This window comes from Phyllobacterium sp. 22552, from assembly GCF_052044585.1.
Lineage (GTDB): Bacteria > Pseudomonadota > Alphaproteobacteria > Rhizobiales > Rhizobiaceae > Phyllobacterium > Phyllobacterium ifriqiyense.
The window spans coordinates 227,147-254,131 of sequence record NZ_JBQENG010000002.1 but is presented as its reverse complement, the minus strand read 5'-3'; the positions used below and the strand labels follow the sequence as shown (position 1 = coordinate 254,131).

The 26,985-nt window shown below is 53.3% G+C and carries 28 protein-coding genes and 2 tRNA genes; 17 read left to right on the top strand and 13 right to left on the bottom strand.

Features of this window, described 5'->3' with window-relative positions:
• Window positions 1–5 precede the first annotated feature (5 nt).
• The 3 genes from ACTJI9_RS05365 to ACTJI9_RS05355 are packed head-to-tail and all read right to left on the bottom strand — an operon-like array spanning window position 6 to window position 2,131.
• Window positions 6–752 (bottom strand): ribonuclease T2 family protein, encoded by a 747-nt coding sequence (locus tag ACTJI9_RS05365; protein ID WP_336441907.1) that lies wholly within the window; start codon window positions 750–752, stop codon window positions 6–8.
• Between the two features lie 13 nt (window positions 753–765).
• Window positions 766–1,212, bottom strand: coding sequence for a hypothetical protein (locus ACTJI9_RS05360; RefSeq protein ID WP_307286481.1), 447 nt, complete (start codon window positions 1,210–1,212; stop codon window positions 766–768).
• A gap of 58 nt (window positions 1,213–1,270) precedes the next feature.
• Window positions 1,271–2,131, bottom strand: coding sequence for a 23S rRNA (adenine(2030)-N(6))-methyltransferase RlmJ (locus ACTJI9_RS05355; protein WP_440806492.1), 861 nt, complete (start codon window positions 2,129–2,131; stop codon window positions 1,271–1,273).
• A 144-nt stretch (window positions 2,132–2,275) separates the two neighbouring features.
• Between ACTJI9_RS05355 and ACTJI9_RS05350 the strand changes: the two genes are divergently transcribed.
• Both ACTJI9_RS05350 and ACTJI9_RS05345 read left to right on the top strand, forming a co-directional pair.
• Window positions 2,276–3,118: an EamA family transporter gene (locus ACTJI9_RS05350; RefSeq protein WP_440806930.1), complete on the top strand. Its 843-nt coding sequence runs from the start codon at window positions 2,276–2,278 to the stop codon at window positions 3,116–3,118.
• Window positions 3,119–3,211: 93 nt separating this feature from the next.
• Entirely contained in the window at window positions 3,212–5,320 is a 2,109-nt protein-coding gene (locus tag ACTJI9_RS05345) for a molybdopterin oxidoreductase family protein (protein WP_440806490.1), read from the top strand.
• Between the two features lie 25 nt (window positions 5,321–5,345).
• Here the strand turns inward: ACTJI9_RS05345 and purN are convergent, their stop codons facing one another.
• Together purN and purM are read right to left on the bottom strand one after the other, a co-directional pair.
• Window positions 5,346–5,957 carry a phosphoribosylglycinamide formyltransferase gene (gene purN / locus ACTJI9_RS05340; protein ID WP_440806488.1) on the bottom strand — a complete coding sequence of 204 codons (612 nt, stop codon included), beginning with the start codon at window positions 5,955–5,957 and terminating at the stop codon, window positions 5,346–5,348.
• Between the two features lie 11 nt (window positions 5,958–5,968).
• On the bottom strand, window positions 5,969–7,045 hold the full coding sequence (gene purM, locus ACTJI9_RS05335) for a phosphoribosylformylglycinamidine cyclo-ligase (protein WP_440806485.1): 1,077 nt from the start codon (window positions 7,043–7,045) through the stop codon (window positions 5,969–5,971).
• A 152-nt stretch (window positions 7,046–7,197) separates the two neighbouring features.
• Here purM and ACTJI9_RS05330 point away from each other — a divergent pair, with 152 nt between their 5' ends.
• The 5 genes from ACTJI9_RS05330 to ACTJI9_RS05310 all read left to right on the top strand — a co-directional run bounded on the left by ACTJI9_RS05330 (window position 7,198) and on the right by ACTJI9_RS05310 (window position 9,802).
• The gene (locus ACTJI9_RS05330; RefSeq protein WP_440806483.1) at window positions 7,198–8,403 is read left to right on the top strand and encodes an AI-2E family transporter; all 1,206 of its coding nucleotides are present in this window, start codon (window positions 7,198–7,200) and stop codon (window positions 8,401–8,403) included.
• A 34-nt stretch (window positions 8,404–8,437) separates the two neighbouring features.
• Window positions 8,438–9,130 carry a DnaA regulatory inactivator HdaA gene (hdaA, locus tag ACTJI9_RS05325; protein WP_115051762.1) on the top strand — a complete coding sequence of 231 codons (693 nt, stop codon included), beginning with the start codon at window positions 8,438–8,440 and terminating at the stop codon, window positions 9,128–9,130.
• A gap of 124 nt (window positions 9,131–9,254) precedes the next feature.
• Window positions 9,255–9,331: transfer RNA gene (locus tag ACTJI9_RS05320), tRNA-Pro, on the top strand.
• 75 nt (window positions 9,332–9,406) lie between these two features.
• Window positions 9,407–9,712, top strand: a complete 306-nt coding sequence (locus tag ACTJI9_RS05315; protein WP_440806481.1) for an ETC complex I subunit — start codon at window positions 9,407–9,409, stop codon at window positions 9,710–9,712.
• Window positions 9,713–9,725: 13 nt separating this feature from the next.
• Window positions 9,726–9,802, top strand: a tRNA-Arg gene (locus ACTJI9_RS05310).
• 29 nt (window positions 9,803–9,831) lie between these two features.
• On the opposite strand, the gene ACTJI9_RS05305 is transcribed toward ACTJI9_RS05310, so the two are convergent.
• The gene (locus ACTJI9_RS05305) at window positions 9,832–10,074 is read right to left on the bottom strand and encodes a hypothetical protein (protein WP_115051760.1); all 243 of its coding nucleotides are present in this window, start codon (window positions 10,072–10,074) and stop codon (window positions 9,832–9,834) included.
• Between the two features lie 314 nt (window positions 10,075–10,388).
• A complete protein-coding gene (locus tag ACTJI9_RS05300; RefSeq protein ID WP_115051759.1) occupies window positions 10,389–11,021 on the bottom strand; it encodes a LysE family transporter in 633 nt (210 codons plus the stop codon).
• On the opposite strand from ACTJI9_RS05300, the gene ACTJI9_RS05295 reads away from it, so the two are divergent.
• A complete protein-coding gene (locus tag ACTJI9_RS05295; protein ID WP_440806479.1) occupies window positions 11,015–11,281 on the top strand; it encodes a hypothetical protein in 267 nt (88 codons plus the stop codon). The genes ACTJI9_RS05300 and ACTJI9_RS05295 overlap by 7 nt on opposite strands.
• Window positions 11,282–11,300: 19 nt before the next feature.
• A complete protein-coding gene (locus ACTJI9_RS05290) occupies window positions 11,301–12,287 on the top strand; it encodes an MlaD family protein (protein ID WP_307284109.1) in 987 nt (328 codons plus the stop codon).
• 8 nt (window positions 12,288–12,295) lie between these two features.
• Here the strand turns inward: ACTJI9_RS05290 and ACTJI9_RS05285 are convergent, their stop codons facing one another.
• Together ACTJI9_RS05285 and ACTJI9_RS05280 are read right to left on the bottom strand one after the other, a co-directional pair.
• Window positions 12,296–12,448 carry a hypothetical protein gene (locus ACTJI9_RS05285; RefSeq protein WP_162802410.1) on the bottom strand — a complete coding sequence of 51 codons (153 nt, stop codon included), beginning with the start codon at window positions 12,446–12,448 and terminating at the stop codon, window positions 12,296–12,298.
• A 505-nt stretch (window positions 12,449–12,953) separates the two neighbouring features.
• Window positions 12,954–13,286, bottom strand: a complete 333-nt coding sequence (locus tag ACTJI9_RS05280) for a hypothetical protein (RefSeq protein ID WP_162802409.1) — start codon at window positions 13,284–13,286, stop codon at window positions 12,954–12,956.
• A 499-nt stretch (window positions 13,287–13,785) separates the two neighbouring features.
• Between ACTJI9_RS05280 and ACTJI9_RS05275 the strand changes: the two genes are divergently transcribed.
• On the top strand, window positions 13,786–14,124 hold the full coding sequence (locus ACTJI9_RS05275) for a hypothetical protein (protein WP_115051756.1): 339 nt from the start codon (window positions 13,786–13,788) through the stop codon (window positions 14,122–14,124).
• Window positions 14,125–14,207: 83 nt separating this feature from the next.
• On the opposite strand, the gene copM is transcribed toward ACTJI9_RS05275, so the two are convergent.
• On the bottom strand, window positions 14,208–14,594 hold the full coding sequence (gene copM, locus ACTJI9_RS05270) for a CopM family metallochaperone (RefSeq protein WP_354344873.1): 387 nt from the start codon (window positions 14,592–14,594) through the stop codon (window positions 14,208–14,210).
• Between the two features lie 77 nt (window positions 14,595–14,671).
• On the bottom strand, window positions 14,672–15,841 hold the full coding sequence (locus ACTJI9_RS05265) for a cystathionine beta-lyase (RefSeq protein ID WP_115051754.1): 1,170 nt from the start codon (window positions 15,839–15,841) through the stop codon (window positions 14,672–14,674).
• A gap of 95 nt (window positions 15,842–15,936) precedes the next feature.
• Here ACTJI9_RS05265 and ACTJI9_RS05260 point away from each other — a divergent pair, with 95 nt between their 5' ends.
• The 5 genes from ACTJI9_RS05260 (at window position 15,937) to ACTJI9_RS05240 (ending at window position 21,399) form a co-directional block, all read left to right on the top strand.
• Window positions 15,937–16,701, top strand: a complete 765-nt coding sequence (locus tag ACTJI9_RS05260) for a phosphatase PAP2 family protein (protein ID WP_440806475.1) — start codon at window positions 15,937–15,939, stop codon at window positions 16,699–16,701.
• Between the two features lie 393 nt (window positions 16,702–17,094).
• On the top strand, window positions 17,095–18,123 hold the full coding sequence (locus tag ACTJI9_RS05255) for an amino acid ABC transporter substrate-binding protein (protein WP_115051751.1): 1,029 nt from the start codon (window positions 17,095–17,097) through the stop codon (window positions 18,121–18,123).
• Window positions 18,124–18,229: 106 nt separating this feature from the next.
• On the top strand, window positions 18,230–19,423 hold the full coding sequence (locus ACTJI9_RS05250; RefSeq protein WP_307284121.1) for an amino acid ABC transporter permease: 1,194 nt from the start codon (window positions 18,230–18,232) through the stop codon (window positions 19,421–19,423).
• 2 nt (window positions 19,424–19,425) lie between these two features.
• Window positions 19,426–20,583 (top strand): amino acid ABC transporter permease, encoded by a 1,158-nt coding sequence (locus ACTJI9_RS05245; protein ID WP_115051749.1) that lies wholly within the window; start codon window positions 19,426–19,428, stop codon window positions 20,581–20,583.
• 12 nt (window positions 20,584–20,595) lie between these two features.
• The gene (locus ACTJI9_RS05240) at window positions 20,596–21,399 is read left to right on the top strand and encodes an amino acid ABC transporter ATP-binding protein (protein ID WP_115051748.1); all 804 of its coding nucleotides are present in this window, start codon (window positions 20,596–20,598) and stop codon (window positions 21,397–21,399) included.
• A 133-nt stretch (window positions 21,400–21,532) separates the two neighbouring features.
• On the opposite strand, the gene ACTJI9_RS05235 is transcribed toward ACTJI9_RS05240, so the two are convergent.
• Together ACTJI9_RS05235 and ACTJI9_RS05230 are read right to left on the bottom strand one after the other, a co-directional pair.
• Window positions 21,533–22,795, bottom strand: coding sequence for an FAD-dependent monooxygenase (locus ACTJI9_RS05235; RefSeq protein WP_440806471.1), 1,263 nt, complete (start codon window positions 22,793–22,795; stop codon window positions 21,533–21,535).
• On the bottom strand, window positions 22,792–23,037 hold the full coding sequence (locus ACTJI9_RS05230) for a zinc-finger domain-containing protein (RefSeq protein ID WP_115051746.1): 246 nt from the start codon (window positions 23,035–23,037) through the stop codon (window positions 22,792–22,794). Before ACTJI9_RS05230 ends, ACTJI9_RS05235 begins: the two co-directional genes overlap by 4 nt.
• A gap of 181 nt (window positions 23,038–23,218) precedes the next feature.
• On the opposite strand from ACTJI9_RS05230, the gene ACTJI9_RS05225 reads away from it, so the two are divergent.
• Window positions 23,219–25,411 (top strand): RNA degradosome polyphosphate kinase, encoded by a 2,193-nt coding sequence (locus ACTJI9_RS05225; protein WP_115051745.1) that lies wholly within the window; start codon window positions 23,219–23,221, stop codon window positions 25,409–25,411.
• 58 nt (window positions 25,412–25,469) lie between these two features.
• A complete protein-coding gene (gene ppx, locus ACTJI9_RS05220; RefSeq protein ID WP_115051744.1) occupies window positions 25,470–26,981 on the top strand; it encodes an exopolyphosphatase in 1,512 nt (503 codons plus the stop codon).
• The last annotated feature ends 4 nt before the right edge of the window (window positions 26,982–26,985 follow it).

The following is a 26,985-nucleotide window of genomic DNA, read 5'->3' as shown; positions in this document are numbered from 1 at the left end:
GCAAGCTAAAACGCTCCCGGCATATCAACAGCGCGTCTACGGCACGAGGACCTATCGACCTGCGGGCAGGAACGGAAATTCAGATCCCTTGTCAGGCAGATGCGCACCTCCCGCAAATAATCACGATCGCAGGTCACTGCTATGCCATCTTTCTGCATACCCGGATTGGCGGCTGTAAAAGCCTGTTCAAGCACTAGCGGGTTAATCGGGCTGCGCTGGCTTGGTTGGCGATATGCGGAGGGAATGGAAACCCGCTGCATTGCCTGACGCATCGTTGCAAAATAATCGCGTTGCGTCAGACCGCTGCAAGAGCCGTGCTTGCGCCACTGATAAGTGACGAGGCCTGTCGAAGGCATTATATCGGAGAGCTGCTTGGCTTGGGCAAAAGGTACATTGCGAGGTTGCGAGTTATCGCAATCCTGCGGAAACCCCTGTTCATATTGCGGCCAAAGTCCGTGAACTACAAAACCATAAGGTCTGCCGGAGGCGCATTGCTGCCCATTAGCGCGGTCGCCTTCTGCCGCGCAATAGCTTGGAGACCAGGAGAGCGCGAGAACATAAAAATCAAATCCGCTTCCCGTCGCCAATTTCTCGCCCGAAGGCTGTTTGGGCAACTGGCTGGCTGGCACATTCTCCCTATCCTGCGTTGCAGGGCGAGGTGCCGGAACGTCCTGTTCTCGCAAATAGGTCAGAATACTGATGCCGATCAGCGCCGCAAACAGAAGATAGCGGGCAATCTTTCCAGCTGGCATCAGCTGAATTCAATCAGCGCAGTGTACGGCAGCTTCCGCTATAAACATGCCAGCGATCAAAACCGGCAAGACAGAATTCGACATTGTCTCCAACCCCGACAAACCCTTGACCGTGCTCCACGAGATACCAGACAGGCTGCTGGCTTCCGTCGGAAAGATGAGCCGTAGCGCGGCAATAATGCCGTTCAACTGCATCCATTTCAGGATCAGCACTGGGTTCGTGGCGTGTCTGCTGCACATCGGTAAAATTGTCGATACCAACCTGCGGCAGGTTTGGAACATGCCTTACCTGATAAGAAAATTTGTTGACGATGCGGTTAAGCACGCGGGCCTGTCCGCAGGTCTCGTCATAGCTTTGAGCCGGGCCTTCGACGTAATCTGCGGCCATGGCAGGGGCGGCAGATGACAGGGCAACACCAACGGCGAAGCTTGCAGCAATCAATGACGAGAAGCGTGACATGGATATATTCTCCGGGACATATTTTATGTGTGCAATTTCAACCAGGGATAGCGTCAGGTCAAGCGTCAACTTGCTCACCCCTTATCCAATCGACCCTGAACCCCGCATTCGGTTCATCACTGAGGATTTTTGACAACGCCGGAAGGATGGTTTGCAACTCAGCTTCCAGTGTAAAGGGCGGATTGACGATGATCATCCCCGTTCCGTCGAGTCGCGGTTCTGCTGACGGCGCTCGAATCATCAGCTCGGTTCGCAATATCTTGGGAATACCAGTATCCGCCAGCATGTCCGTAAAGCGTCGCAGCTGCTGGATATCTTTTACAGGATACCACAATGCAAATGTGCCGCCCGAAAAGCGCTTATGCGCCCGCGCCAGCCCCTCAACCAGGCGGTCGAATTCGCCGCCAACCTCGAAGGGAGGGTCGATCAGCACCAATCCTCGCTTTTCCTTGGGCGGAAGATGGGCTCCAAGCGCCAGCCAGCCATCAAGCTCGGTGACACGGGTTTGAAAATCGCCTTCAAAAACCTCTGCCAGCAGTTTTGCATCCTGAGGGTGCAGCTCCAGTGCTGAAAGCCTGTCCTGTTTGCGCAGCAAATGCCGTACAATAAGCGGACTGCCGGGATAATGGCGCATCTGGCCATCGACATTCTCGGCGCGGATAATATCAAGATAGGGCGCCAGCAATTCGGCTACCTGTGGATCGAGCTTGGCTCCCATAAGCCGCCCGACACCGTTTACCCATTCGCTGGTCTTGCCAGCTTCCGTGCCCTTCAAATCATATCGGCCAATGCCCGCATGCGTGTCCATCACACGAAACGCCTGTTCCTTGCGTTGCAGATAAAGGACAATCCGCGTCAGGATGACGTGTTTGACCACATCGGCGAAATTGCCGGCATGATAGGCGTGACGATAGTTCATGCGCCGCTTGTTTCATGATGTTCGCGCTCTCGCAAGATGGTTGATGTTAAAGTTGAAATTATACGACTTGCTGGCCTTCATGGTTCTGTCATAGAGCAGATCAGCATGCTCCATTCCGCAGCATGCCGGCAGGTAGATGCATCAATGTCCGGAACTGTAGTCCTCGTTGTGCTTTTTGCAGCGCTCATGCATGCAAGCTGGAACGCCGTCGTCAAATCCGAGGGCGACAAATTTCTCAATACAGTCGTGGTTGTCACCTCGGCAGGATTGATAGCAGCTGTCTGCCTGCCGTTTTTGCCTGCCCCCGCACCGGAAAGCTGGCCATTTTTGGCGGCGTCAGGCGTTGCACAGGTTATTTATCTTGCGCTGGTTGCCGCTGCCTATCGCAGCGGTGATATGAGCCAGGCCTATCCTATCATGCGTGGCACCGCTCCCTTGATCGTTGCACTTGCCAGCGGACCTTTGGTTGGGGAAGTTCTTTCCTTGCAAAAATGGATAGGAATAGCCCTGATTTGCGCCGGTGTTCTTGCGCTCGCATTGGAGTCGCGCCGTCGCGTAGGGGCAAATCGCGCCACAACTATTCTCGCCTTGGTCAACGCAGTCGTCATTGCGTCCTATACGTTGATTGATGGCTTGGGCGTACGCCATTCCGGTGCGCCCGCCGCCTATACAATGTGGGTATTCGTGTTGAATGCTGTTCCACTTCTGGTTTGGACGCTTATCATGCGGCGCGGCGAGCTCTGGCCGCATTTTGTCAAACGTACCCGCCTGGCAACAATCGGCGGTGTCGGTACACTCGGTTCTTATGGCCTCGCTCTTTGGGCAATGACCATGGCCCCGGTTGCTGCGGTGGCGGCATTGCGGGAAACCTCGATTCTCTTCGCAGTCGCCATTTCTGCATTTATCCTGAAAGAGCGAATCGGCTCCAAGCGTCTCGCCGCAGTGGCGTTCATCGCTGCGGGTGCCGCCGTAATGCGGATTGCCTGATTTACACCAAATCCGCGCACTGTGATTGCAAGTTTGTCACCAAGACAAAAAGCTGCATTTCTGTCGTTGAATTTTTGCGCTATGCCTAGGGCTATGAACAAACCAGTCCTTCTTCGTACAGGGCATTCCGCATGCCCTCATGATTGCCCGTCAACCTGCGCTCTTGATATCGAGATACTCGATTCAGGCATGATTGGACGTGTGCGCGGTGCAAAGGACAACAGCTATACGGCTGGCGTAATCTGCGCCAAGGTTGCACGTTATGCCGAGCGCATTCATCATCCGGATCGCCTGTTGAAGCCGCTGGTTCGCAGCGGTGCAAAAGGTGAGGGCATCTGGAAAGAGGCAAGTTGGGAAGCAGCGCTTGATCTGATTGCGGAGCGCTTCCTCAAAGCTGAAACCGAATACGGCTCGGAAAGCATCTGGCCCTATATTTATGCTGGAACAATGGGGCTGGTACAACGCGACAGTGTACACCGGCTTCGCCACGCCAAGAAATACACCAACACATTCGACAGTATTTGCACCAATCTCGCGACGACCGGATTTTATGCCGGAACGGGGAAGCTAGCCGGTGTCGATCCGCGCGAGATGGCGAAATCCGATTGCGTGGTTATATGGGGTACGAACGCTGCGGCAACGCAGGTCAATGTCATGACCCATGCCGTCCGTGCCCGCAAGGATCGCGGTGCGAAGATCGTTGCCATCGATATTTATGAAACTGCAACGGTTCGGCAGGCTGATCTTGGTCTTGTGCTGAAACCCGGCACAGATGGTGCCTTGGCATGCGCAGTCATGCACATTCTGTTCCGCGATGGCATGGCGGATTGGGACTATCTAAACGCTTATACAGATGATCCAAAAGGTCTGGAGCGTCATTTGCAAAGCCGCGGGCCCGAATGGGCGGCAGCCATCACAGGGCTTGCAGTCGCTGAAATTGAAGAATTTGCCAGACTTGTTGGAACGACCAAGAAGACCTTCTTCCGGCTAGGCTTTGGCTTCACCCGGCAACGTAACGGTTCCGTTAACATGCATGCTGCCTTGTCAATTCCGGTTGTTACTGGCGCATGGAAATATGAAGGCGGCGGCGCATTTTATTCGAATGGCGGCATTTACAGCATGGACAAGCGGGAGATTGAAGGCCGCGCCTTTGCCGACCCTTCCATCCGCCATATTGATCAAAGCCGTATTGGCGCTGCGCTGACCGGCGATCCGAGCGCGCTTTATGGTGGTCCGCCCGTCATGGCGATGCTTGTCCAAAATACCAATCCGGCCAATGTCGCCCCGGAGCAGCGTCTGGTACGTCAAGGCATGCTGCGCGACGATTTCTTCATGGCTGTGCATGAGCAATTCATGACCGACACTGCGAAGCTGGCGGATGTTGTACTGCCTGCGACCATGTTCATGGAGCATGACGATATTTATCGCGGCGGCGGCCAGCAGCACATTGTGCTTGGCCCAAAGCTGATTGACGGACCCGGTGAAGCGCGCCCAAATCTGTTTGTTATCAATGAATTGGCTAATCGTCTTGGCGTTGGCGATCTCCCCGGCTTTGGCCTCGACGAAAAGACGTTGATCGATAATATGATGCATTCCAGCAATCTGCCGGGCTTTGATATGCTCGAGAAATTGCGCTGGCTCGATATGCAGCCGGATTTTGAAACGGCGCATTATCAGAATGGTTTCAGCTGGCCCGATGGGAAATTCCGCTTCAAGCCTGACTGGACCGGAACGCTATCGCCAAACAGGCCACCCCAATCCATGGGACCGCAAGGGCCATATCAAACCTTGCCGCAATGGCCCGATTATTTCCAATCTATCGAGCTGGCCGACGAGAAACATCCGTTCCGCCTGGCGACATCGCCCGCGCATAATTTTCTCAACTCGACTTTTGCCGAAACGCCGACATCCCTTCAAAAGGAACGCAGGCCTGAATTATTGATCCATCCGGAAGATGCGGAAATGCTCGGCATTCATGAGGGCGACCGTGTGGAAGTTGGCAATGTTCGCGGTGAAGTCATTCTTCACGCGCGTGTTCAACCTTTGACAAAACGCGGCGTGGTGATTTCAGAAGGAATCTTCGCCAATTCGTCCTTTGAGCGCGGCGAAGGGATCAATGTGCTCACTGGCGCCGATGCACCAGCACCCTATGGCGGCGCGGCGTTTCATGACAACAAAGTTTGGGTGAAGGCGGCGACATAAGGCCCTGCTACAGAGCTTTGGTCTTCTAATCGCTAAAAACCGTCCGCCCATCTTTCATCACGGCCTTGCCTTGTGCAACCAGCGCCAACGCGCGGGTATAGGTCTCGTGCTCTACGGAAAGCACACGCTTAGCAAGCATATCCGGTGTATCGCCGGTTTTCACAGGCACTGCGGTCTGGGCAATGATTGGGCCGTCATCCATACCGGCAGTGACGAAATGCACCGTACAGCCATGCACGCGCACGCCTGCTTCAAGCGCCTGCTCATGCGTATGCAGGCCCTTGAAGAGTGGCAGCAAAGAAGGGTGAATGTTGAGCATCTTCCCTTCCCATTGCGCGACAAATTCGGGTGAGATAATCCGCATATAGCCTGCCAGACAGACAATATCCGCTTTGGCTTCGACAAGCGCTGCGCAGACAGCTGCTTCATGCTCGCTCTTGGACGCATAGTCGCGGTGAGGAATGGCAATTGCAGGGATGCCTTCTGCCCGGGCCGTTTCCAGCCCACCAGCATCCGCCTTGTTGGCGATGACCGCAACGATTTCCGCCGGATAGTCGTCATGTTTGGCTGCCTCCATAAGCGCGCTCATATTGGAGCCACGCCCGGAAATCAGCACTGCAACGCGTTTCTTGGTCACAGCGCCCTGGATCACAACGCCAATGAGCCCTGATAAACAACGCCGCTATCAGTGCGTGCAATCATTGTGCCTAGCCGTACTGTCTTTTCGCCTTGTGCGTTCAATGCGGCCAATACAGTATCGGCATGTTCCGGCGAAACCACGACTATCATGCCGATGCCACAATTGAATGTGCGCAGCATCTCATCGCGTTCCACGCCGCCGGTCTTTGCCAGCCATGAAAATACCGCAGGCACGTTAATCGCAGAAAGATCGATGCTCGCCGTCAGATTCTTCGGCAGCACGCGTGGGATATTATCTGGAAAACCGCCACCGGTAATATGCGCCAGCGCCTTGATCGCATTGGTCTCGCGGATCGCTGCAAGCAGCGCTTTCACGTAGATGCGCGTTGGCGTCAGCAGTGCCTGTCCCAGCGTCTTGCCGGTTTCGAATGGTGCATCTGCATCCCAACCAAGACCGGAAAGCTCAACAATGCGCCGCACCAGGGAAAAGCCGTTGGAGTGAACGCCGGAAGAGGCGAGGCCGAGTATAATATCGCCTTCTTCTATATCGCCGGTCGGCAAAAGCTGGTTGCGCTCGGCCGCGCCAACAGCAAAGCCTGCAAGATCATAGTCGCCATCGCGGTACATGCCCGGCATTTCCGCCGTTTCACCACCAATCAACGCGCATCCAGCTTGCAGGCAGCCTTCAGCTATACCGCCAACAATGGCTGCGCCCTGATCGGGATCGAGCTTGCCCGTGGCAAAATAGTCGAGGAAGAAAAGCGGTTCGGCTCCCTGTACGACCAGATCGTTGACGCACATTGCGACGAGATCTATCCCCACAGTGTCATGAACACCCGCATCAATGGCGATCTTGAGCTTCGTGCCCACGCCATCATTGGCTGCAACCAGTACAGGGTCCTTGAAACCCGCGGCCTTTAGATCGAAAAGACCGCCAAAGCCGCCGATTTCGCCATCTGCGCCCGGGCGGCGTGTTGAACGCACCAGCGGCTTGATTTTTTCGACAAGCAAATTGCCTGCATCGATGTCGACACCGGCCTGCGCATAGGTAAGGCCATTCTTGCCGGGCTGTTCTTCGGTGCTCATGGTCAACTCCAGATTATTGCCCGCGAAATGACACGACTCTGCCCAAGCTGCAAGGTCTGAGTGCCGCAAGGGGCTATAAAACGCCACTTATTGACAGTTAGAGCCTTGACCGCACCTCTACTGACTGCCTATCTCCAGACTGAACAACGAGAATGGCGGTTATGAGCAAGACTCCGGGCAAGGCTGTAACGACAAAAAAACCTCCCGTTCCCGTGGAGATTCCCGACAAGGATATCCATGTCGAGGTGCAGCTAAATTCACTTACCAGCAGTTTCCGTCGTCAGGCCGTTTTCTGGACTGCTGCGATGGTCGTGTTTGCGCTGTTCCTATTTGTATTTTCCTCAATCCTGTTGCCGTTCGTTGCTGGCATGGTGTTGGCTTACTTTCTTGATCCCGTCGCTGACAGGTTACAGCGCCTCGGTCTGTCGCGTCTGCTTGCAACCGTTGTTATCCTTGTCCTCTTCATTGTCACGTTCACGGTATTGCTGATCATTCTCGTGCCCGTCCTGGCATCGCAGATGAGCGATTTCATCGCGCGGCTGCCAAGTTATGTCTCGCGGCTCCAGGAGCTGATCGCCAGCCGGGATTCGCAGTGGCTCAAGGATTTCATAGGCGTTGATGCTTCCGTTATTCGCAACAGCCTCGATTCGCTGCTTCAGCAGGGTGCTGGCTTCCTCACTACCTTGCTGCAATCGATCTGGAGTTCGGGCAAGACGCTCATTGATGTTGTTGCACTCTTCGTGGTGACGCCTGTGGTGGCGTTTTACATGCTGCTTGACTGGGATCGCATGGTTTCGAAGATCGACCAGCTGGTGCCCCGCGATCACCTCTATACAGTGCGCGGCATCGCCACTGACATGAACAAGGCTATTGCCGGTTTTGTGCGCGGGCAGGGCACCGTCTGTCTGCTGCTCGGGATGATTTACGCAGTCGGCCTTACTGTTGTTGGTCTTAATTTCGGCCTGCTCATCGGGCTTTTCGCAGGCCTCATCAGCTTCATACCCTATGTTGGATCGCTGGTTGGCCTGGTATTGGCCCTCTGCGTGGCCTTGGTGCAGTTCTGGCCGGAATGGGGCGGTATCGTCGGTGTCGCGATCGCATTTGGTATCGGCCAGTTCATCGAAGGCAATATCCTGCAGCCAAAGCTGGTTGGTCAGTCTGTTGGTTTGCATCCTGTCTGGCTGATGTTTGCGCTTTTTGCCTTCGGCTCGCTCATGGGGTTCACAGGCATGCTGATTGCCGTACCAACTGCCGCCGCTATTGGTGTGCTGGTGCGGTTTGTCATCAATCGTTATCAGCAATCCCCGCTCTACACAGGCGATTTCCGCAAAACCGACGAGACAAAACAAATCAGGTGACAGTGCGCCGAGCTAGGTTGTATTTGTTCGCGCCATGAATGACACGACAAAGCCCCGCCAACTGCCGCTGGACCTTGGTCACGAGCCAGGCTACTCCCGCGACGATCTCATTGTTTCCGGCACCAACATGGCCGCTGTCGACATTGTGGATCGATGGCCAAACTGGATTTCACCGGTCGTCATACTGGCGGGCCCGACAGGCTCCGGTAAAACCCATCTTGCAGCTGTCTGGAAGGCGGAATCGAACGCAATGGTCATCGATGCGCGCAATATCGCTGCCGCCGCTGGTCAAACCGGGCCTTTTTTGATCGATGATATAGGAACAGGACCAATCGATGAGTCCGCTTTGTTCCATTTGATCAATAATGTCCGACAAAGCGGCAGCAGTCTTTTGATGACCTCGCGCATCTGGCCGGCAAATTGGCCAGTAACCCTGCCGGATCTTGCATCGCGCCTGAAGGCTGCTACCACCGTCGAGATTGGCGAGCCGGATGATCTGCTGCTCTCCGGCGTACTCTATAAGCTTTTCGCAGATCGCCAGATTGCCGTGGACCCGAATGTCATTGGTTTCCTGGTCAGCCACATTGAACGGTCGCTCTCGACCGCGAATCGGGTGGTGGAGCGACTCGACCGTGCCGCCCTTGAGAAAAAATCCAAGATAACCCGCGCTCTGGCGGCGGGGGTCGTTACAGCATTGGACGAAGGGCAGGCGGCTTTCGACCTCTGAGCGCTGCCAAAACCGCTGTCAAACCTGCGACGTTCCGGCACGGTTCAGTTTTTTATTGGATTTGTTGAATTTATAGCTTGCTTCTCGTCTCCGGAAACTCTAGTCAGGCAACCGTTGAAGAACACGGAGCGTAGCGCAGCCTGGTAGCGCATCTGGTTTGGGACCAGAGGGTCGGGAGTTCGAATCTCTCCGCTCCGACCACTTCAACGACGATTGCTGCTGGAACTGAAGCAAAGCCTGTAATATATCGGAATTGCAGACAAAAGGATTTCTTCAATGGCCGCGCGCATTTATCGCCCCGCAAAAACCGCAATGCAGTCCGGCAAGGCCAAAACCGAGGCCTGGATGCTTGAGTTTGAGCCGGAACAACCACGTAAGGTTGAGCCGCTTATGGGTTATACCTCATCGGGCGATATGAAGAGCCAGATCCGCCTTTCCTTTGAAACCAAGGATGAGGCAATAGCTTACGCCCAAAAGAATGGCATTGCCTATTCGGTGCAGGAACCGAAGGAAGCACGCCGTCGCGTTGTATCCTATTCGGAGAACTTCCGATTCGACCGCATGCAGCCTTGGACGCATTGATTTACAACAGATTGGTCCCGTAGCTCAGCTGGATAGAGCACCGGCCTTCTAAGCCGACGGTCACTGGTTCGAATCCAGTCGGGATCGCCACTTCTTCAAAATTCAATATTTATGGATGTTCAGGTTTCTTTGGGCTCGGCAATAAGGCCGTTTTTCTGATCGTGCCGCGATATTATTTCTCGTAAATGATGCGATAGCCGCCGATAATGATCTGCTGTCTGTAAAGATATATCTTCTTTTTGCCCGTCGCGAGACGATCGAAATACTTTTTCTTGGCCGCTTTCCAAACGGATAATCCGCTCCTCGTGTTCCCGGACGGCTTTTCTCAGTCTTTCAACAAACTCGCTATGCATAATTCCCATATAACGGCTCCGAGAAAATCCATTATCCAATATAATCGATTCTGCGCATGACACGGATATTGATGTCATTGCACCGGTCTGCCTGCGAACGCAGATCTCCCGCCCACCTCGATATGACAATTTCCTCCTGGGTACCTTGATGAATATCAAGGCGAGGTGAAAGCTGTTGTCATAATACTTAAAATTGTATGCATTCCATGTCGAGGTTTATTTGACCCCATTTTCACAATGTCCTGCCGCCTTGCCTTGCTGCGCTATAGAGCGCATTCCCCAGGAATCGCCTTTATGAAGTACCATGAAAACGGCGTTTCGCGTCAGCTTGCGCGTCGGTAGAAGGCGAGAGACCCGGCAAGGGCCAGCAATGCGCCGCCACAAATCCGGTCCAGCCACAATGCGCCTGATTGCTTCAACAGCTTGACCGCGCGTGACCCAAGCAGTGCATAGCCAAACATGACAATGGCGTCGATCATTGCAAAGGTCAGTGCCAGCGCCAGATATTGTGGAAATTGGGGCTGATCAAGCACAACGAATTGAGGCAGGAACGCCGAAAAGAACAGGTAACCCTTGGGATTGGTAATAGCGACAAAGAAGCTCTTGAGGAGTACCGAGCGGGAAGAGGGGCCTCCGCCAGCCTCCCTATGCGAATTCGTAACCTCGAGCGTTCCTCTAGACCGCAAAAGCATGATCCCGAGGAAGGTCAGGTATCCAACGCCTATCCATTTGACCACGGAAAACCAGAACTCGGATGCAGCCAAAAGCGCGCCCAAGCCAAGGGCCACTGCCCCGATGAGCACGAAGTCTGAAAGAACTGCTCCCACCATGCCCACGCTTGCCGTTCGAAGGCCGTAGCGCGAACCGTTGGTCAGTGCCAGTAATACTGTCGGCCCCGGCGTGGCTATGCCTATGAACGCCACCAATGCGAAAGCCAAAATCGTCAAACTTGTCATCATCTATCCCCCATACGTCAGAACATGGTGACCTCATTCTTGCCCGCCATCAACATAAAATTGAGCCAGCCACAACGCTTCCTGTTCGCAAAACCACCAGCGTTGCCATGTCGGAACTTATCGGTATCGGGAGAATTGAAGTCTTCAACAGGGTGCGCAAGCTCTCCGGCAGAACGATTCTATTTGAGCAAGAAAGCGCTCGGTGGTCCTTCGCCATTGATTTGCCGCGGCTTAAAGCGGTAATGCTGACCGATGAATGACGGAGTTGCCAGATAATCCATGGAAACCAAAGCCAATTACTTTATCGTGGCGGTCTTTACGGTCGTGGTGGCGCTTCTGGCGGCGGGGTTCTTTTACTGGATCGGCCGTTATGGCGAGCGGCGCGATACGAGCACGCTTGAAATCAGAGTTCCAGGCTCTGTGACTGGTCTTACCGTCAAAAGCCCGGTTTTCTTCAATGGCCTGAAAGTTGGTGGGGTAAGCAGGCTTTTTATTGATCAGGAAAATCCTGATGCGGTTATCGTTCAGACTGAAATTGCTTCCACGACGCCGATCACCCGCTCGACAGTGGCAACCTTGGCTTTCGAAATACTTGCTGGCGCTGCACGTATCGAGCTAACCGGAGGCAAGTCCTATGAGCCAAAGCTGCTTGAAGAAGCTGCCAAGGAGGACACGGTTGCACGCGTCGATGTCGATCCAAGTTCGTTGAAAACGCTTGTCCAGACCGCGCAGGACTGGATCGAGCGTGTGGACAAGGCAACTGACGTTACCGAGCGCTACATAGAACAGGCGAGGGGCCCATTACTTGAAAGCGTTCGCAGCGCCAAGGCTTTTTCCGAAGATTTGGCCAGCAGCACTGAAACCATTGATGAATATGGCCGCAAGGCGCAAAAGCTGGAAACAACAATGCATGATGCACGCGATGTAATTTCGCGCGTCAACAAGGCTTCGACGAAGGTCGATGAGACTTTGCTAAAGGTTGATAAACAGCTTTCCAATGACAAGGACAGCATGGTCAGCGAAATACGCGGCAAACTTGAGGATTATCAGAAACAGGCAAAGGAACTGGATGCGCGCCTGCAAGCGATTGCAGGCAATCTTGACACTCTGACCGGTGACAAGCTCCGCAACGCCCAGAAAGTAATTTCTGAAAGCCGTCGTGCTGTTGAGCGTATTGAGAGGGGCGTTACAAACTTCCAGGACGATCCGCAAAAGTTGCTTTTTGGCGAGGACGATACCGTTCCGGAATATACACCAAAGCGCTGACCGAAAGGTTAGGGCTGATTAAAAGAATTCCAGTATCCGCCATATTGGTGGCCCAGATATAATACGATGGGGATGATAATAAGAAAAAGAATGAGATAGCCCCAAACCGGCGTCAGGTAGGGCGCATAATCGTCTTTTTCTTTGTCACCCTCGTCCATCATGGCTTCAAGCTGCCTATCCGTAGGTATTACAGCTAACAAATACGTCGAAATAGAAAGATGCGCCGCGCAAACCAAGCCGCACAGCGCACGCTTCTATAATATATCACAATGCTCCTTGAAGCGTATGCGCCACAAGCACCTATAATTATTTAGAATGCTGCTTGAAACGCCGGTGAGTGAAACCACCTTTGGCGCGTTTCAATATATCCGACAGCTTATTGCTGCTAGCCGGCTTGGTAGGCATTTCCGAGCGAACCTTCTGCAATATTTGTGGGGTCGCGCAGCTTGCATTATGGGGCGTATGAAGGGTCACTTCTCCCATGTTTGTCACTCCCTGAAGAAGAGTAAATATTAGCCGGTTTAAGCCGGTACTCTCCACCCGAAGAAGCAGAATACGCCCAATTAATTATTGGCACAATAAATTTTGACATAAGGGATCGATCAGCGCCTGCCGATACATTCAACATGCTGTGATAGCGGTATAGGCAGACACGGCTGGGAAGCTTTAGGCTGGCGCTCCGCACTTTCTGCGATCAATCGAACGGCTCATCGACTCAATCTGACCTTGCAGCGCTCCGGCCTTTTTCTGATTTTCGGTACGATAATCCGGCAGGACGGGACCAAGACCGACAATCACGTCCGGGTCCTGATAGCCTTGGCCATTGGTAAGGCGGCTGACTTCCGCCATGGCCTGGCTGCGCTGTGCAATCAGGGCCGGGCATTGAACCGTGTCATAGCGCAGCGACGAAATTTTCTCGTTATCAAGCTGTCCCTGGATATTCCCGCAACCTGCAAGCAGGGCGGTGAACATGATTACTGGAAAGAGCCTCGTTCTCATATGCCAATATCCTCGATGGTGGGCAGCGGGACATGAATGGGGCAATGAGTTTGTTTTGGCAAGGCGAAACGCGGGTAATCTGCATCAAATTACCAGTTATGGTTGCGTATGTGCCGGAAACACCATCTTCGCTTGGTGCATAAATCGATCCCGCAGCGGAAAGCCACTGGTTGATCCTTCGCTGGGTCAGATGCTTACCCGTCAACTCAAGAGTATAAAGCCCCCGCATTTCTTTAAACATCGTCACACTCAGTCTAAACGATTGAATTATTTGGCGGGTCGAGAAGGAAAACTCAATAATATTAGGCTTTTGGCAAAATTAAATAAGAGTGCAGATTAATAATGAACAGTAAGCCCAGTGCTATCGTTTGATTTAATTAAAAAACTCGATTGAATAAGTATGGATTAACAGTTTTGGCTTGCGGTCCATGGCATGTCGCACGTATGATTCTGTTTCCGGGAGCCCCCGGCAGTGCAACACAAAAGTGAGGAGACAGGAATGCCTGGTTTGCTGCACCCACTTCATGAAGGCCATGCGCCTATCATCTTGCATAACGCCTTTCAGGACGCGATTGACGCCTTGGAAGACTGGGAACTCGGCAGGGACGAACCCGTAATAGACGTCAATGAGAGACAGGTTGCTATCAGCACTGTGTTCCGGCGTTTGGGAACCTGTACGGATATACTCCCAGCGCGCACACTGGCTGTCGTGGAGGATCTTTTGCCTTTGCGTTCAGCCGAATTCAAAGCCGGTACATCGACTTATGCCGATGCCGCCTACAGCCTTTGGGAACTCTGCCTGCAGAAGCGCGCTGCAAGCAATGAAATACGCCAATAGGCTAACCGACAGTTTGCGTAAAAACACCCGCCGGTCAATCCAGACCAGCGGGTGTTTTCTTATGTCGCTGAAAGGATCAGCTATTAGCCGCCATTTTTCTCCAGCCAGGCCTTCATATCTTTGATTTCGCCTTCTTGAGCGGCGATGATCGTTTCGGCCAGCTTGCGGATTTCGGCGTCCTTGCCATATTCGAGTTCAACCTTTGCCATGTCGATCGCACCTTGGTGGTGGGCAATCATTCCGCGAACGAAATCCTTATCGGCATTGCCTGTGAACTCGATGGCCATATCCTTGTGCATTTTCGTATTGGCTTCCACGAACGCTTTTGAGGAGGGGGACTGATCACCCTTCTGCGCCTTCATGGAATCCTGTTTCATGGCCTCGTGCCCGCTATGCTCCTGCGCCAAAGCAGGCGAGGCAAAAGCGACGAGGCAGATGAGGGCAGCATTTCGGATGAGTTTCAAAGTCATGATTCAGTCTTTCATCTAAATGATAGTGGCGCTGTTTGATAACAGCCGTTACTCATCACATTGAAATCAACTTCGGGTTATGCGGCGCGCGCGGCTGCTAATCCTTTGGCAATATCGGCAATCAAATCTTCCTTGTCTTCCAATCCGATCTGCAACCGGATAACGGTCCCTGCATAGTTCTTGCCGGTGATCTGCCTGTCGTTGAGCCGGACATGAACAGCCAGACTTGCAAAACCGCCCCATGAATAGCCCAGGCCGAATATCTCAAGCGCATCCAGAAAAGCGTGCGCCTGTGCCTTGCCGCCCTCAATGACAATCGAAAAAACGCCGCCGCCGCCCGTAAAGTCGCGCTTGTAAATTTCGTGTCCCGCATGACTTGGCAGGGCCGGATGCAGAACTTCCAGAACGCCATCCTGCTTTTCCAGCCATTCGGCAATTGCCAGCGCATTTTCTGCGTGCCGTTCCATCCGCAGCCCCATGGTCCGCAAGCCGCGCAGAACCTGATAGGCATCATCACCACTGACGCATAGACCCAGCGCCGTATAGGTCTGCTCCAATGTCTTGAAGTGTTTTTCATTGGCGGAGACTGTGCCCATTAAAATATCCGCATGGCCGGAGGGATATTTGGTCACGGCGTGAATCGAAATATCAACGCCATAGTCCAAGGCCTTGAAATGAATCGGTGTTGCCCAGGTATTGTCCATCATAACCACGGCCCCGGCTGCGTGTGCCTTTTCGGCAATTGCCGGAATATCCTGCATCTCGAACGTGTTTGAGCCGGGCGATTCGGTGAAGACCACTTTGGTGTTTGGCTTAATCAGCTTTTCAATGCCGGCACCGATGAGCGGATCGTAATATTCGACTTCAACACCCAGTCTTTTCAACGTTGTGTTGCAAAAATAATGTGTATTGCCGTAGCAACTATCGACCATCAGAAGATGATCACCCGGCGAAAGGAAGGCCAAAAGTGGCAGCGTTACCGCCAATAGGCCGGATGGAACGAGCAGCGTGCCAGCCGATCCCTCAAGCTCGTCGATAGCGCGGCAAAGCGCGTCTGTGGTCGGTGTTCCGTGGGTGGCATATGTGTAGGGCTGATTGCCCGTTGCCATGGTCTGCGCGTCCGGAAACAGCACGGTTGAAGCATGCACGACCGGCGGGTTGACGAAACCATGATAGTCGGTGGGATCATAGCCGCCATGTGCAAGTCTCGTATTTATCCCAAGTTTTGAACGAGATTGCTTATCCATGACAGGTCCTCCAAATTATCGGCTTAATTTTAGGCTTGTAGGGTTACGTCGATAATCGCACTGCATGACGGTTGCAACAGGAGAAGGATTTTTGATTGGCTGATACATCGTCCATCGCGCAACGATTGAATCGTTCTCTTGCCCGCTATTTGCATGTCGTCACCGCGCGTCCACATCCGGATGGAGCGGCGGCTTGGACGAGATCGATGTCCATGGCGGTCGCGTTGATCGTCTTTCTTGTACTGTCACTGCATCCTTATGACGAATATTTGTCGCGCATGTTCACATCGCCGGACAGTGATCTACGCAATCTGCGCTTGATTACAGATATCGGACTGTCAAAATGGTACGTAATTCCGGCCTTCATTATCATTGTCTGCCTGATCGCGATTGATTGGCAGCATTTGCCAGTCCCTCGGCGAAAGCGGCTGCATCTCGCTTACACGCAGGCAACCTATGCCTTTTGGGCAATCTCTCTGGCCGGAACATGTACCGCTATCGCCAAATTCTTTATTGGTAGAGCCCGCCCACCCTTCATTGATACGCTTGGCACGGGTCATTTTTCTCCATTTGCAGGTGGTGATGATCTTGCCAGCTTTCCTTCCGGCCATTCAACCACCATGGGGGCTGTCGGGGCGATACTGGCTTTATGGTTTCCCCGCTGGCGGCTTCCGATCATCCTTGCCACCATGTTCATCGCTTTTACCCGAATCGTTGCACAGGCGCATTATCCGACCGATACCGTGGCGGGCTATAGTATTGGCTTCCTCGTCGCGATAACGCTGGCCAGATTTCTTGCTCGCCGCCACGTTATTTTTCGTTGTGAACGGGGTCGATTTTTCCCGGTTATAGGCTCGTGAATACTTTGCGGCAGTAGTGATTCCATACAACATCATGGAAATACATCGTGGCATGAGTGCTTTGCGGTCCAATGAGAGCTTGCAATATCCAGTGCTGATCTACTGAGTCCGAATTTCCGGCTTTGGCCGCGAATTTGAAAATTTTGCGCCCGTTTTCATCGAAAAAAGAAAAACTGAGTAGAAAATCAGCGGTTTTTCGCTTCGCGTGCAGCAATTTTGACGTTCTTGCTTCAAAATTGAGCAAATATTCTCCCTTGACCAAACCCTCAGAATGCCCTTCGATAGATAGGTGAATGGGAGAGGCATTGGGGCCCTTTTCGGGGCTGGGGTAAATAAACCGATGTAAACTTACCTCTCTGGGAACGACTACAACAACCAAAGGGCAAATTAATTATGAAAAATCTTGTTTTGAAGGGCGTACTGGCGGCTTCGGCGTTGGTCCTTCTTGCCAACGTCGCTTCAGCAACAGTGCTTGAAGATGTAAAGAAGAAGGGCTTCTTGCAGTGCGGCGTTAACACAGGTCTTCCTGGCTTTGCAGCGCCGAATGACAAGGGCGAATGGTCTGGTTTTGACGTTGACTATTGTAAGGCTGTTGCTGCTGCTGTGTTTGGCGATGCAAGCAAGGTTAAATATACGCCCTTGTCTGCAAAGGATCGTCTTCCTGCTCTGCAGTCCGGCGAAATCGACGTGTTGATTCGCAACACCACATGGACACTCAGCCGCGATACACAGGGTTTTGATTTCCCGGGCGTCAATTATTATGACGGCCAGGGCTTCATGATCAATGCGAAGAAGCTTTCGGGAATCAACTCCGCGCTTCAACTATCGGGCGCATCGGTATGTGTTCAGGCCGGCACAACGACCGAGCTTAACCTTGCTGATTACTTCCGTACCAATAAGATGGAATACAATCCTGTTGTGTTCGAAAAGGTTGAAGAGGTTAACGCGGCTTACGATTCGGGTCGTTGCGATGCTTACACGACCGACCAGTCTGGTCTTTATGCCTATCGTCTGGCGCTGACTGCTCCTGATGACCATGTTGTTCTGCCGGAAATCATTTCCAAGGAGCCACTTGGACCGGTTGTCCGTCAGGGCGATCCACAATGGGCCGATATCATTCGCTGGACTCATTACGCCCTGTTGACTGCTGAAGAATTCGGTATCACCCAGGCCAATGTCGAAGAGTTGAAGAATGGTGAAAACCCTGAAGTCAAGCGTATCCTTGGTCAGGAAGCCAATACCAAGCTCGGTACAGACCTCGGTTTGACCAATGATTGGGTTATCAACATCGTCAAGGCAGTTGGCAATTACGGCGAGATTTTCGAAAAGAATCTCGGTTCCGGTAGCCCGCTCAAGATTGCTCGCGGCATCAATGCTCAGTGGACCAAGGGTGGCTTGCAATACGCGATGCCAATTCGCTAATCGCATATAGCTAATGATGAAATCGGAGAGGGGGCGCTGGCCTCCTCTCAATTTACTATAATAATAAAAATAATAAGAACAAGAACTTAGCAGAAATGAGGGGCCAATGGCATCGCAGGATATTTCGCCTGGCACAGATAGCGGCAAAGTTTCGCTTTTAAACGACCCAAAATTCCGTGGTTATCTTTTTCAGGCTTTAGCACTGCTTATCATCGTTGTGCTGGGGTACTGGATCGTTAACAACACCATCGCCAATCTTCAGCGCGCGCGGCTCGCTACGGGTTTCGGCTTTCTCGATGGCCGCGCTGGTTTTGATATCAGCAGCAGTCCGTATGTCTCCTATTCCAGTGATTCCACTTTTGCCAAGGCGCTTCTGGTCGGCATTCTGAATACGCTGACTGTGGCGATTGCGGGTATCATCACTGCAACCATTATCGGCTTCATTATCGGTATTGGCCGGCTTTCGCATAACTGGCTTATCCGCAAGATTTGTACGGTTTATGTGGAGCTTTTCCGCAATGTTCCGCCGCTTCTGGTTATTTTCTTCTGGTATTCTGGTGTGCTCGCTGTGTTACCGCAGGCACGCCAAAGCATAGCTCTGCCTTTTGGGACATATCTGAACAATCGCGGATTTTATGTTCCGTCATTGATTATGGGTGAGGGTGCCTGGCTGGCGGGTGTCGCTTTCCTGATAGCTGTCGTGGCGACTTTGCTGGTTCGACGCTGGGCCCATAAGCGTCAGATGGCAACAGGTCAGCCGTTTCCGGTTGGTCTGACAGCGATTGCCCTCATTGTCGGTCTGCCGTTGTTGGCGCTGGCCGTCAAAGGCTTTCCTATGACGTTGGACTATCCAATCCTTGGCGCCTTCAATCTGAAAGGTGGCTCGCAGGTCGGACCTGAGTTTATCTCGCTCTATCTGGCTCTGTCGTTCTATACGGCGGCCTTTATCGCCGAAATCGTCCGGGCTGGCATTCGTGGTGTTGGCAAGGGACAGAGTGAAGCTGCCCATGCTCTCGGCTTACGTGCAGGCACGACAACACGGCTTGTTGTTGTGCCACAGGCAATGCGCATCATCACGCCGCCGCTGGCCAGCCAATATCTGAATCTGACCAAGAACTCCTCACTCGCGATTGCAGCCGGTTATCCGGATCTCTTTGCCGTCGGGGGAACGATCCTGAACCAGACGGGCCGCTCGCTTGAAGTGGTCGTTATTTTCATGATCGTTTACTTGAGCCTCAGTATTCTGACGTCGCTGTTCATGAATTGGTACAACGCCAAAATGGCACTGGTGGAGCGCTGATCATGACAGACACCAATATTAGTTTCGTTCGTCAGGAAATGCTGCAGGGTCAAACTCCGCCCTTGGGTGAACGCGGCATTGTGCGATGGGTGCGGGTTAATTTGCTTGCAACGCCGGTCGATGCTGTTCTGACCGTCTTGGCACTTCTCGTTCTGGCATGGTTTTTACCGCCACTGATCAACTGGCTATTTATTCAAGCTGCGTGGGTCGGGCCGAACAGGTCGGTATGTGCGACCGTGGCACAGGGAGGTTTGCAGCCAGATGGCTGGTCCGGCGCATGCTGGGCCTTCGTGAACGCCAAATTCGGCCAGTTCATGTATGGTCCTTACCCCATTGACCAACGTTGGCGGGTCAATCTTGTGGGCATCATGTTCGTTGCCCTCCTGATTCCACTTCTGATTCCAAAAGCGCCCTACAAGGTACTGAATGCGATCGTCTTCTTTTTCGTATTCCCGATCGTCGCATTCTTCCTGCTGGTCGGTGGCTGGTTCGGCCTTCCCTATGTCGAAACCTCCGTTTGGGGTGGCCTGCTGGTTACGCTGGTTATTTCCTTCGTTGGTATTTCCGTCTCGCTTCCTCTCGGCATAGCACTGGCACTTGGACGGCGCTCGAAAATGCCGGTCATCAAGATGCTGTGCGTCATTTTTATCGAAATGGTGCGTGGTATTCCGCTGGTGACGGTCCTGTTCATGGCCAGCTATATGCTGCCATTGTTCCTGCCGCCGGGCGTTTCATTCGATAAGTTCCTGCGGGCGCTGATCGGTGTTGCGCTGTTCGCTTCGGCCTATATGGCGGAGGTGGTGCGTGGTGGTCTGCAAGCCATCCCGAAAGGGCAATATGAAGGTGCGGATTCGCTTGGACTCGGTTACTGGCAGAAAACTGGCCTCATCATTCTGCCACAGGCGTTGAAACTGGTAATCCCAGGTATCGTCAACACCTTTATCGGTCTGTTCAAGGATACATCGCTTGTTTCGATCATCAGCATGTTCGATTTGCTCGGGACGGTGCGTCAGCACTTCAACGATACAAATTGGTCATCGCCGCAAACCCCCATGTCCGGTCTGGTTTTTGCCGGTTTCGTCTTCTGGATTTTCTGCTTCGGCATGTCGCGCTATTCCATCTTCATGGAAAATCGTCTCGACACTGGCCACAAACGTTAGGAGCATACGTATATGACAACTGAAAACATTATCGACCCGGAAGAAATCCACGTCGACCATTCGCTCCTGCAAGTCTCCACGACAGACGTTGCCGTTGAGATCATCAATATGAACAAATGGTACGGGGATTTTCATGTTCTGAAGGACATCAATCTCAAGGTGATGCGCGGCGAGCGCATCGTCATTGCTGGTCCGTCCGGTTCAGGTAAGTCGACCATGATCCGCTGCATCAACCGTTTGGAAGAGCATCAGAGCGGTAAGATTCTCGTTGACGGTATCGAACTTACCAACGATCTGAAAAAGATCGACGAAGTTCGGCGCGAAGTCGGCATGGTGTTCCAGCATTTCAATCTATTCCCACATTTGACTATCCTGGAAAACTGCACGCTGGCCCCAATCTGGGTACGCAAGATGCCGAAGAAGAAGGCGGACGAAATTGCGATGCACTTTCTTGAGCGCGTCAAAATCCCCGAACAGGCCAATAAATATCCGGGTCAGCTTTCCGGTGGTCAGCAGCAACGCGTAGCCATTGCCCGTTCGCTCTGCATGAATCCACGCATCATGCTGTTTGATGAGCCGACGTCGGCCCTTGATCCGGAAATGATCAAGGAAGTGCTCGACACAATGGTGCAGCTTGCTGAAGAAGGCATGACCATGGTTTGCGTAACCCACGAAATGGGCTTTGCGCGCCAGGTTGCAAATCGCGTTATCTTCATGGATCAGGGCCAGATCGTTGAACAGAACGCCCCTGCCGAGTTCTTTGATAATCCGCAGCACGAACGCACGAAGCTATTCCTCAGCCAGATTCTTCATTGAGATAGTTTTCTGCAATGTTACCAAACGGCGGCCTTATGGCCGCCTGTTTGATACTGCAATCCATTTTTCTTATATTTGGCCTGCAAGCCCTTTTGGGCGCTCATGACCCTCGCTTCGGCGAGGGTTTTTGCATTCAAATCTGGCCATCATATCCATAGAGCCAATCCAGCCCTTCGATAAACTTTTCGGCAGGGCGTTTGCGCATAACCATATTGCGCGCCATGGCGATTGGCCCCTTGGCATGATAGGCGAGCTGGTTCATCGCGCCGCGCCGCACCACTGCTTTGATACGTTTGCTGCGGGTCTTGTCAAACGCGTCTAAAGCCGATGGCCATGCTGCGATATTTTCCCCCAAGGCAGATGCCAGCGCCCACGCATCCTCGATGGCCATGGCCGCTCCCTGCGCTGCATATGGCGTCATCGCGTGGGCAGCATCCCCGATCAGCACCAGGCGATCCTTTATCCGGTATCGGCATTTACGCTGCTCAAACAATGGCCATGAAGTCCAAGGTCTTCCCGCCAGCATGATGTCGCGAATACCGGGATGCCAAAGATTGAATTCCCGGATAAAATTTTGGCTTGGCGTTTCCGGCACAGCCCCAGCGTCCCATCGCCGTCCGCCTTGGCGATCCGGGGCAACAGCAATGAAATTGAACATTTCACCGGAACGTATCGGGTAGGCGACCAGATGAGCGTTTGAACCAACCCAGGCAACAACATTGATGCCCTGAGGCAGCAGGGACGTGAAGCTCTTTGGCAACTGGTCAGCGGCGATGGTCGAACGCCAGGCAATCGTCGATGTATAGCGCGCGCGCTCCATGTCGGACATGGCAGTGCGCATATTCGACCAGACGCCGTCGGCACCTACGAGCAAAGCCCCGCGATGTTCCTCGATACGATCGTGATATTGAACGCGAACGATAATGCCATCTGCGCCAGGCTTGTACTGTGTCACCGCTGATTGCAGCTGGATAGCTATATTGGGCTGGCTTCGCGCCTGTTCCAGCAAGGCATTTTGCAGATCGGCCCGGTGGCAGACAATATAGGGTGAGCCCCATCTCGTGCGGGCCACATGACCAACATCAAGCGAAAGCAACATTTCGCCGCTCGAACCATCTGCAAGACAAATTGCCTGCGGTTCAACCGAGGATGGCGTTAATTGCTCGAGAACACCGAGCCGCTGCAATATCCGCGTGGCATTGGGTGAAAGCTGCACTCCGGCACCGGCTTCGGCCAGGGTCGCGCTTTTCTCAAATATCTGAACTGGAAAACCCTTGGTGCTCAAGGCAAGCGCCAGCGTCAATCCGGCAATGCCAGCGCCGGCGATAATAATCTGGTCAGGATTGGGATCGCGCCTGTTTCGTTCGGTCTTTAAATCGATGAGCGATGCGTTCAAGCGGCCCTGTCCACATAGGTGCAACCCGCTGGGACGGTCTCATCGGCATGCAGCGAAGCGTCATAGCGGTAAAGCGTGGAGCAATAGGGGCAAACTTTTTCATTGTCATCGCCCAGATCGAGAAACACATGCGGATGGTCGAAAGGCGGGTTGGCACCCACGCACATGAATTCCTTCACGCCGATGGCAATGGTCGCATGTCCTGCGCTGTTCTGGAAATGAGGGATGCTGTGGCCAGCCATTTTTCGCTCCTGAATCGTCTCGTCAAATACGCATATTTGGCATTTGACTTCTCTTTCGCTTCGGTTTGTATCATCCTGATTACGATTTCAAGACGATTGCTATCAAACTGTCAAAAGACTTGTCTATGGTGCGCTCTTAAGTCCGCATTTTGCGGGAAATTTTTTTAGCTGGAGAATATTGATGAACGACCAATCGCCCACCATTCCGCAGCCTGTTGAGAATGTCTCTCTGCCGGATCTGCACACCAGCGTTGATCGCTTCGTCAACCGCGAATTCTCCTGGCTGCAATTTAATCGCCGCGTGCTTGAAGAAGCGCAAAATACCCATCAGCCCTTGCTTGAGCGCCTGCGCTTTCTGTCTATTTCGGCTGCCAATCTGGATGAGTTCTTCATGGTGCGCATTGCCGGTCTGGCCGGGCAGGTGCGCGAAAACGTCTCCAGTCGCAGTGATGATGGACGCACGCCGCAGGAACAGCTGGAATTCGTTCTCGAGGAAGTCGGCAAACTTCAAGCCGCCCAGCAGCTGCGTCTGAGTGCCTTGCGCGAGGAATTGATCAGGGAGAATATCGAAATTGTTCGGCCTGATCGTTTGACCAAAGCTGAGCAGGAATGGCTGGAGGATCATTTTCTCGAAACCATCTATCCTGTGCTAACACCCTTGGCCATTGATCCGGCGCATCCTTTTCCATTTATCCCGAATCTCGGCTTCACCATTGCCATGCTGCTGAACCGCAGCACGGATAACCGCCCAATGACGGCGCTCCTGCGCCTGCCGCAGGCGCTCAAGCGCTTTATCCAGATACCGGATGATAGCGGTCGCTACCGCTTCTTATCTCTTGAAGATGCGATCAGCCTTTTCACCGGGCGGCTTTTCCCTGGCTATGAGGTCAAGGGTGCCGGCACGTTCCGCATCATCCGTGACAGCGATATTGAAGTCGAGGAAGAGGCGGAAGATCTGGTTCGCCTGTTCGAAAGTGCCCTGAAGCGCCGTCGCCGCGGTCAGGTGATCCGCATCGAATTTGATGATGAAATGCCTGAATCCCTGCGCAGCTTTGTGGCTACGGAGCTGGGTGTGCCGGATAATCGCATCAGCGTGCTTGGCGGTCTGCTTGCGCTCAATATGATTTCGGAAATTGTCAGCATTGCACGCCCGGACCTGAAGTTTGTTCCTTACAATCCGCGTTTTCCTGAACGTGTGCGGGAACATGGTGGCGACTGCTTCGCAGCGATTCGCGAGAAAGACATCATCGTCCATCACCCTTACGAATCCTTCGATGTCGTGGTGCAATTCCTGCGTCAGGCCGCTGCCGATCCGGATGTCGTTGCAATCAAGCAGACACTTTACCGTACTTCAAATGATAGCCCGATCGTGCGTGCGCTGATTGATGCCGCAGATGCCGGTAAGTCCGTCACTGCCTTGATCGAATTGAAGGCGCGTTTCGATGAAGAGGCCAATATTCGCTGGGCCCGCGATCTGGAGCGCGCTGGCGTACAGGTCGTGTTCGGCTTTATCGAGTTGAAAACCCATGCGAAAATGTCGCTGGTCGTGCGCCGCGAAGAAAACAAGTTGCGCAGCTATGTGCATCTGGGCACCGGTAATTATCACCCCATCACCGCAAAGATTTATACGGATCTGTCGTTCTTCACATGCGAGCCTTCAATTGGCCGCGACGTGGCGCAAATCTTCAACTACATCACAGGCTATACGCCGCCTTCCGGCGAAATGCAGCTTGCCGTTTCCCCGATCACGCTGCGTCCTCGCATTCTTCAGCATATTGCCGAGGAAATCGCCCATGCGAAAGCTGGCCGTCCTGCCGCAATCTGGATGAAAATGAATTCGCTGGTCGATGCGAAGATTATCGATGCGCTTTATGAAGCCAGCAGTGCCGGTGTGGAAATTGATCTCGTCGTGCGTGGCATTTGCTGCCTGCGTCCGCAGGTGCCGGGGCTTTCGGAGAATATTCGCGCAAAGTCCATCGTGGGCCGCTTCCTTGAACACAGCCGCATTTTCTGTTTTGGCAATGGCAAGCCGCTCCCATCGGAAAACGCTCTGGTCTATTTCGGGTCAGCCGATATGATGACCCGTAATCTTGACCGCCGTGTTGAAACTTTGGTGCCCATCACCAATCCAACTGTGCATCAACAGGTTCTTTCACAGATTATGCTGGCAAACCTTCTCGACAACCAGCAGAGTTATGAGCTACTTGCAGATGGAACCTCGCGGCGGATCGCTCCCGCCGATGGGGAGGATGCTTTTAATGCGCAGGAATATTTCATGACCAATCCTAGCCTTTCAGGCCGTGGCAAGTCGCTGAAATCTTCTGCGCCTCGATTGATTGCCCATCGCAAGCGGAAAGCGGCGAAAGAAAAATGAATTTAATTGCGACTTTCTCTGGTGACTGCCGATATACCGGTTTGGGAACCCAGACTTTATGATATCGGCAGCACAGGGACGTGTGCAGGGACGCCGACCGGCCGCTGTCATCGACATCGGCTCGAATTCCGTGCGTCTTGTGGTTTATGAAGGTGTTACGCGCTCGCCCACGGTTCTTTTCAATGAAAAGATATTGTGTGGACTTGGCAAGGGACTGGTCAAAACCAAAAAGCTGAATGCCAAAGCCGTGCAGAGCGCCTTGCGCGCGCTCCGCCGGTTTCGCGCGCTTGCCGAGCAGGCTGGTGCCGTGTCGCTGGATGTGCTTGCCACTGCCGCCGCACGTGAGGCGGAAAATGGCTCGCAATTTATCCGCGAAGCGGAAGCCATCCTTGAAGAACCCATCAAGGTTCTGTCGGGCCGGGAAGAAGCCTATTATTCGGCGCTTGGCATCATTTCCGGTTTTCATGATCCTGACGGCATTGCGGGCGATCTTGGCGGCGGCAGTCTGGAACTTGTCGACGTCAAAGGCCGTAAGATCGGTGATGGCATAACCTTGCCCCTTGGTGGTCTGCGCCTGCAGGATATGTCTGAAGGCGATTTGACCGAAGCGCTGAGCATCGCTCAAAAAACCCTGGGCACAGCCAAGCTTCTTGCCAATGGCAAGGGCAGGGCCTTTTATGCGGTTGGAGGAACGTGGCGAAACCTTGCCAAGCTGCATATGAGTGCGGAACATTATCCGCTCCACGTCATGCATCATTATGAAATTCCGTTCGAAGAAGCCCAGCGCTTCCTCAAGCGCGTTGCTGTCGGTGATGTGGACAATATGCGCGGCATTGAGGATGTCTCAAAAAACCGCCGGGCGCTCTTGTCCTACGGCGCCATTGCATTGCTTGAAACAATCAAGATCATGAAGCCGTCGAAAGTAGTCTTTTCGGCACTTGGCGTGCGTGAGGGCTTTCTCTATTCGCTCTTGCCCGAGAGCGAGCAGTTGAATGACCCGCTCATTTCTGCCGCCGAGGAACTGGCGACACTGCGTGCACGTTCGCCTGCCTATGCGCGTGAACTTGCCGACTGGAGCGGCGATGCTTTCGCGGCGCTGGGTTATAAAGAGACTGATGATGAGAAGCGCTACCGGCGCGCGGCCTGCCTGATTGCAGATATAAGCTGGCGGGCGCATCCCGATTATCGCGGCAGTCAGGCGCTGAACATGATCTCCAATGCCGCTTTTGTCGGCATTGATCATCCTGGCCGCGCCTATATAGCGCTTGCCAATTTCTTCCGTCATGAAGGGGTTGCCAATAGCGTACCGGACCCGGAGCTTGCGGCGATTGCCAGCCCGCGACTTTTGGAGTTCTCGCGTCTTCTGGCCGCCATCATGCGGATTACCTATCCATTTTCGGCTTCCATGTCCGGCGTCGTGCCGTATCTTTCGTGGAAAAACACCTCTGATGGCATCAGCCTTGTGGTGGATAAATCGAAAGCTGATCTCATCGGCGATGTCACCGAAGGACGCTTGCAACAATTGGCAAAGCTCATCGGCAAGCCGCTTAAAATGGAAGTCGGCAAGTAATCTT

Excerpts from the sequence above, each read along its gene's own strand:
- ACTJI9_RS05240 (WP_115051748.1), top strand. The coding sequence starts at position 20,596 with ATGACAACTGAAAACATTATCGACCCGGAAGAAATCCACGTCGACCAT.
- ACTJI9_RS05330 (WP_440806483.1), top strand. The coding sequence starts at position 7,198 with ATGGCGGTTATGAGCAAGACTCCGGGCAAGGCTGTAACGACAAAAAAA.
- ACTJI9_RS05315 (WP_440806481.1), top strand. The coding sequence starts at position 9,407 with ATGGCCGCGCGCATTTATCGCCCCGCAAAAACCGCAATGCAGTCCGGC.
- ACTJI9_RS05365 (WP_336441907.1), bottom strand. The coding sequence starts at position 752 with ATGCCAGCTGGAAAGATTGCCCGCTATCTTCTGTTTGCGGCGCTGATC.
- ACTJI9_RS05360 (WP_307286481.1), bottom strand. The coding sequence starts at position 1,212 with ATGTCACGCTTCTCGTCATTGATTGCTGCAAGCTTCGCCGTTGGTGTT.
- ACTJI9_RS05230 (WP_115051746.1), bottom strand. The coding sequence starts at position 23,037 with ATGGCTGGCCACAGCATCCCTCATTTCCAGAACAGCGCAGGACATGCG.
- ACTJI9_RS05245 (WP_115051749.1), top strand. The coding sequence starts at position 19,426 with ATGACAGACACCAATATTAGTTTCGTTCGTCAGGAAATGCTGCAGGGT.
- ACTJI9_RS05255 (WP_115051751.1), top strand. The coding sequence starts at position 17,095 with ATGAAAAATCTTGTTTTGAAGGGCGTACTGGCGGCTTCGGCGTTGGTC.
- copM (WP_354344873.1), bottom strand. The coding sequence starts at position 14,594 with ATGACTTTGAAACTCATCCGAAATGCTGCCCTCATCTGCCTCGTCGCT.
- ACTJI9_RS05345 (WP_440806490.1), top strand. The coding sequence starts at position 3,212 with ATGAACAAACCAGTCCTTCTTCGTACAGGGCATTCCGCATGCCCTCAT.
- ACTJI9_RS05250 (WP_307284121.1), top strand. The coding sequence starts at position 18,230 with ATGGCATCGCAGGATATTTCGCCTGGCACAGATAGCGGCAAAGTTTCG.
- ACTJI9_RS05355 (WP_440806492.1), bottom strand. The coding sequence starts at position 2,131 with ATGAACTATCGTCACGCCTATCATGCCGGCAATTTCGCCGATGTGGTC.
- ACTJI9_RS05300 (WP_115051759.1), bottom strand. The coding sequence starts at position 11,021 with ATGACAAGTTTGACGATTTTGGCTTTCGCATTGGTGGCGTTCATAGGC.
- ppx (WP_115051744.1), top strand. The coding sequence starts at position 25,470 with ATGATATCGGCAGCACAGGGACGTGTGCAGGGACGCCGACCGGCCGCT.
- ACTJI9_RS05275 (WP_115051756.1), top strand. The coding sequence starts at position 13,786 with ATGCCTGGTTTGCTGCACCCACTTCATGAAGGCCATGCGCCTATCATC.
- ACTJI9_RS05285 (WP_162802410.1), bottom strand. The coding sequence starts at position 12,448 with ATGATGGACGAGGGTGACAAAGAAAAAGACGATTATGCGCCCTACCTG.
- ACTJI9_RS05305 (WP_115051760.1), bottom strand. The coding sequence starts at position 10,074 with ATGGGAATTATGCATAGCGAGTTTGTTGAAAGACTGAGAAAAGCCGTC.
- ACTJI9_RS05280 (WP_162802409.1), bottom strand. The coding sequence starts at position 13,286 with ATGAGAACGAGGCTCTTTCCAGTAATCATGTTCACCGCCCTGCTTGCA.
- ACTJI9_RS05265 (WP_115051754.1), bottom strand. The coding sequence starts at position 15,841 with ATGGATAAGCAATCTCGTTCAAAACTTGGGATAAATACGAGACTTGCA.
- ACTJI9_RS05225 (WP_115051745.1), top strand. The coding sequence starts at position 23,219 with ATGAACGACCAATCGCCCACCATTCCGCAGCCTGTTGAGAATGTCTCT.
- hdaA (WP_115051762.1), top strand. The coding sequence starts at position 8,438 with ATGAATGACACGACAAAGCCCCGCCAACTGCCGCTGGACCTTGGTCAC.
- ACTJI9_RS05350 (WP_440806930.1), top strand. The coding sequence starts at position 2,276 with ATGTCCGGAACTGTAGTCCTCGTTGTGCTTTTTGCAGCGCTCATGCAT.
- purM (WP_440806485.1), bottom strand. The coding sequence starts at position 7,045 with ATGAGCACCGAAGAACAGCCCGGCAAGAATGGCCTTACCTATGCGCAG.
- ACTJI9_RS05290 (WP_307284109.1), top strand. The coding sequence starts at position 11,301 with ATGGAAACCAAAGCCAATTACTTTATCGTGGCGGTCTTTACGGTCGTG.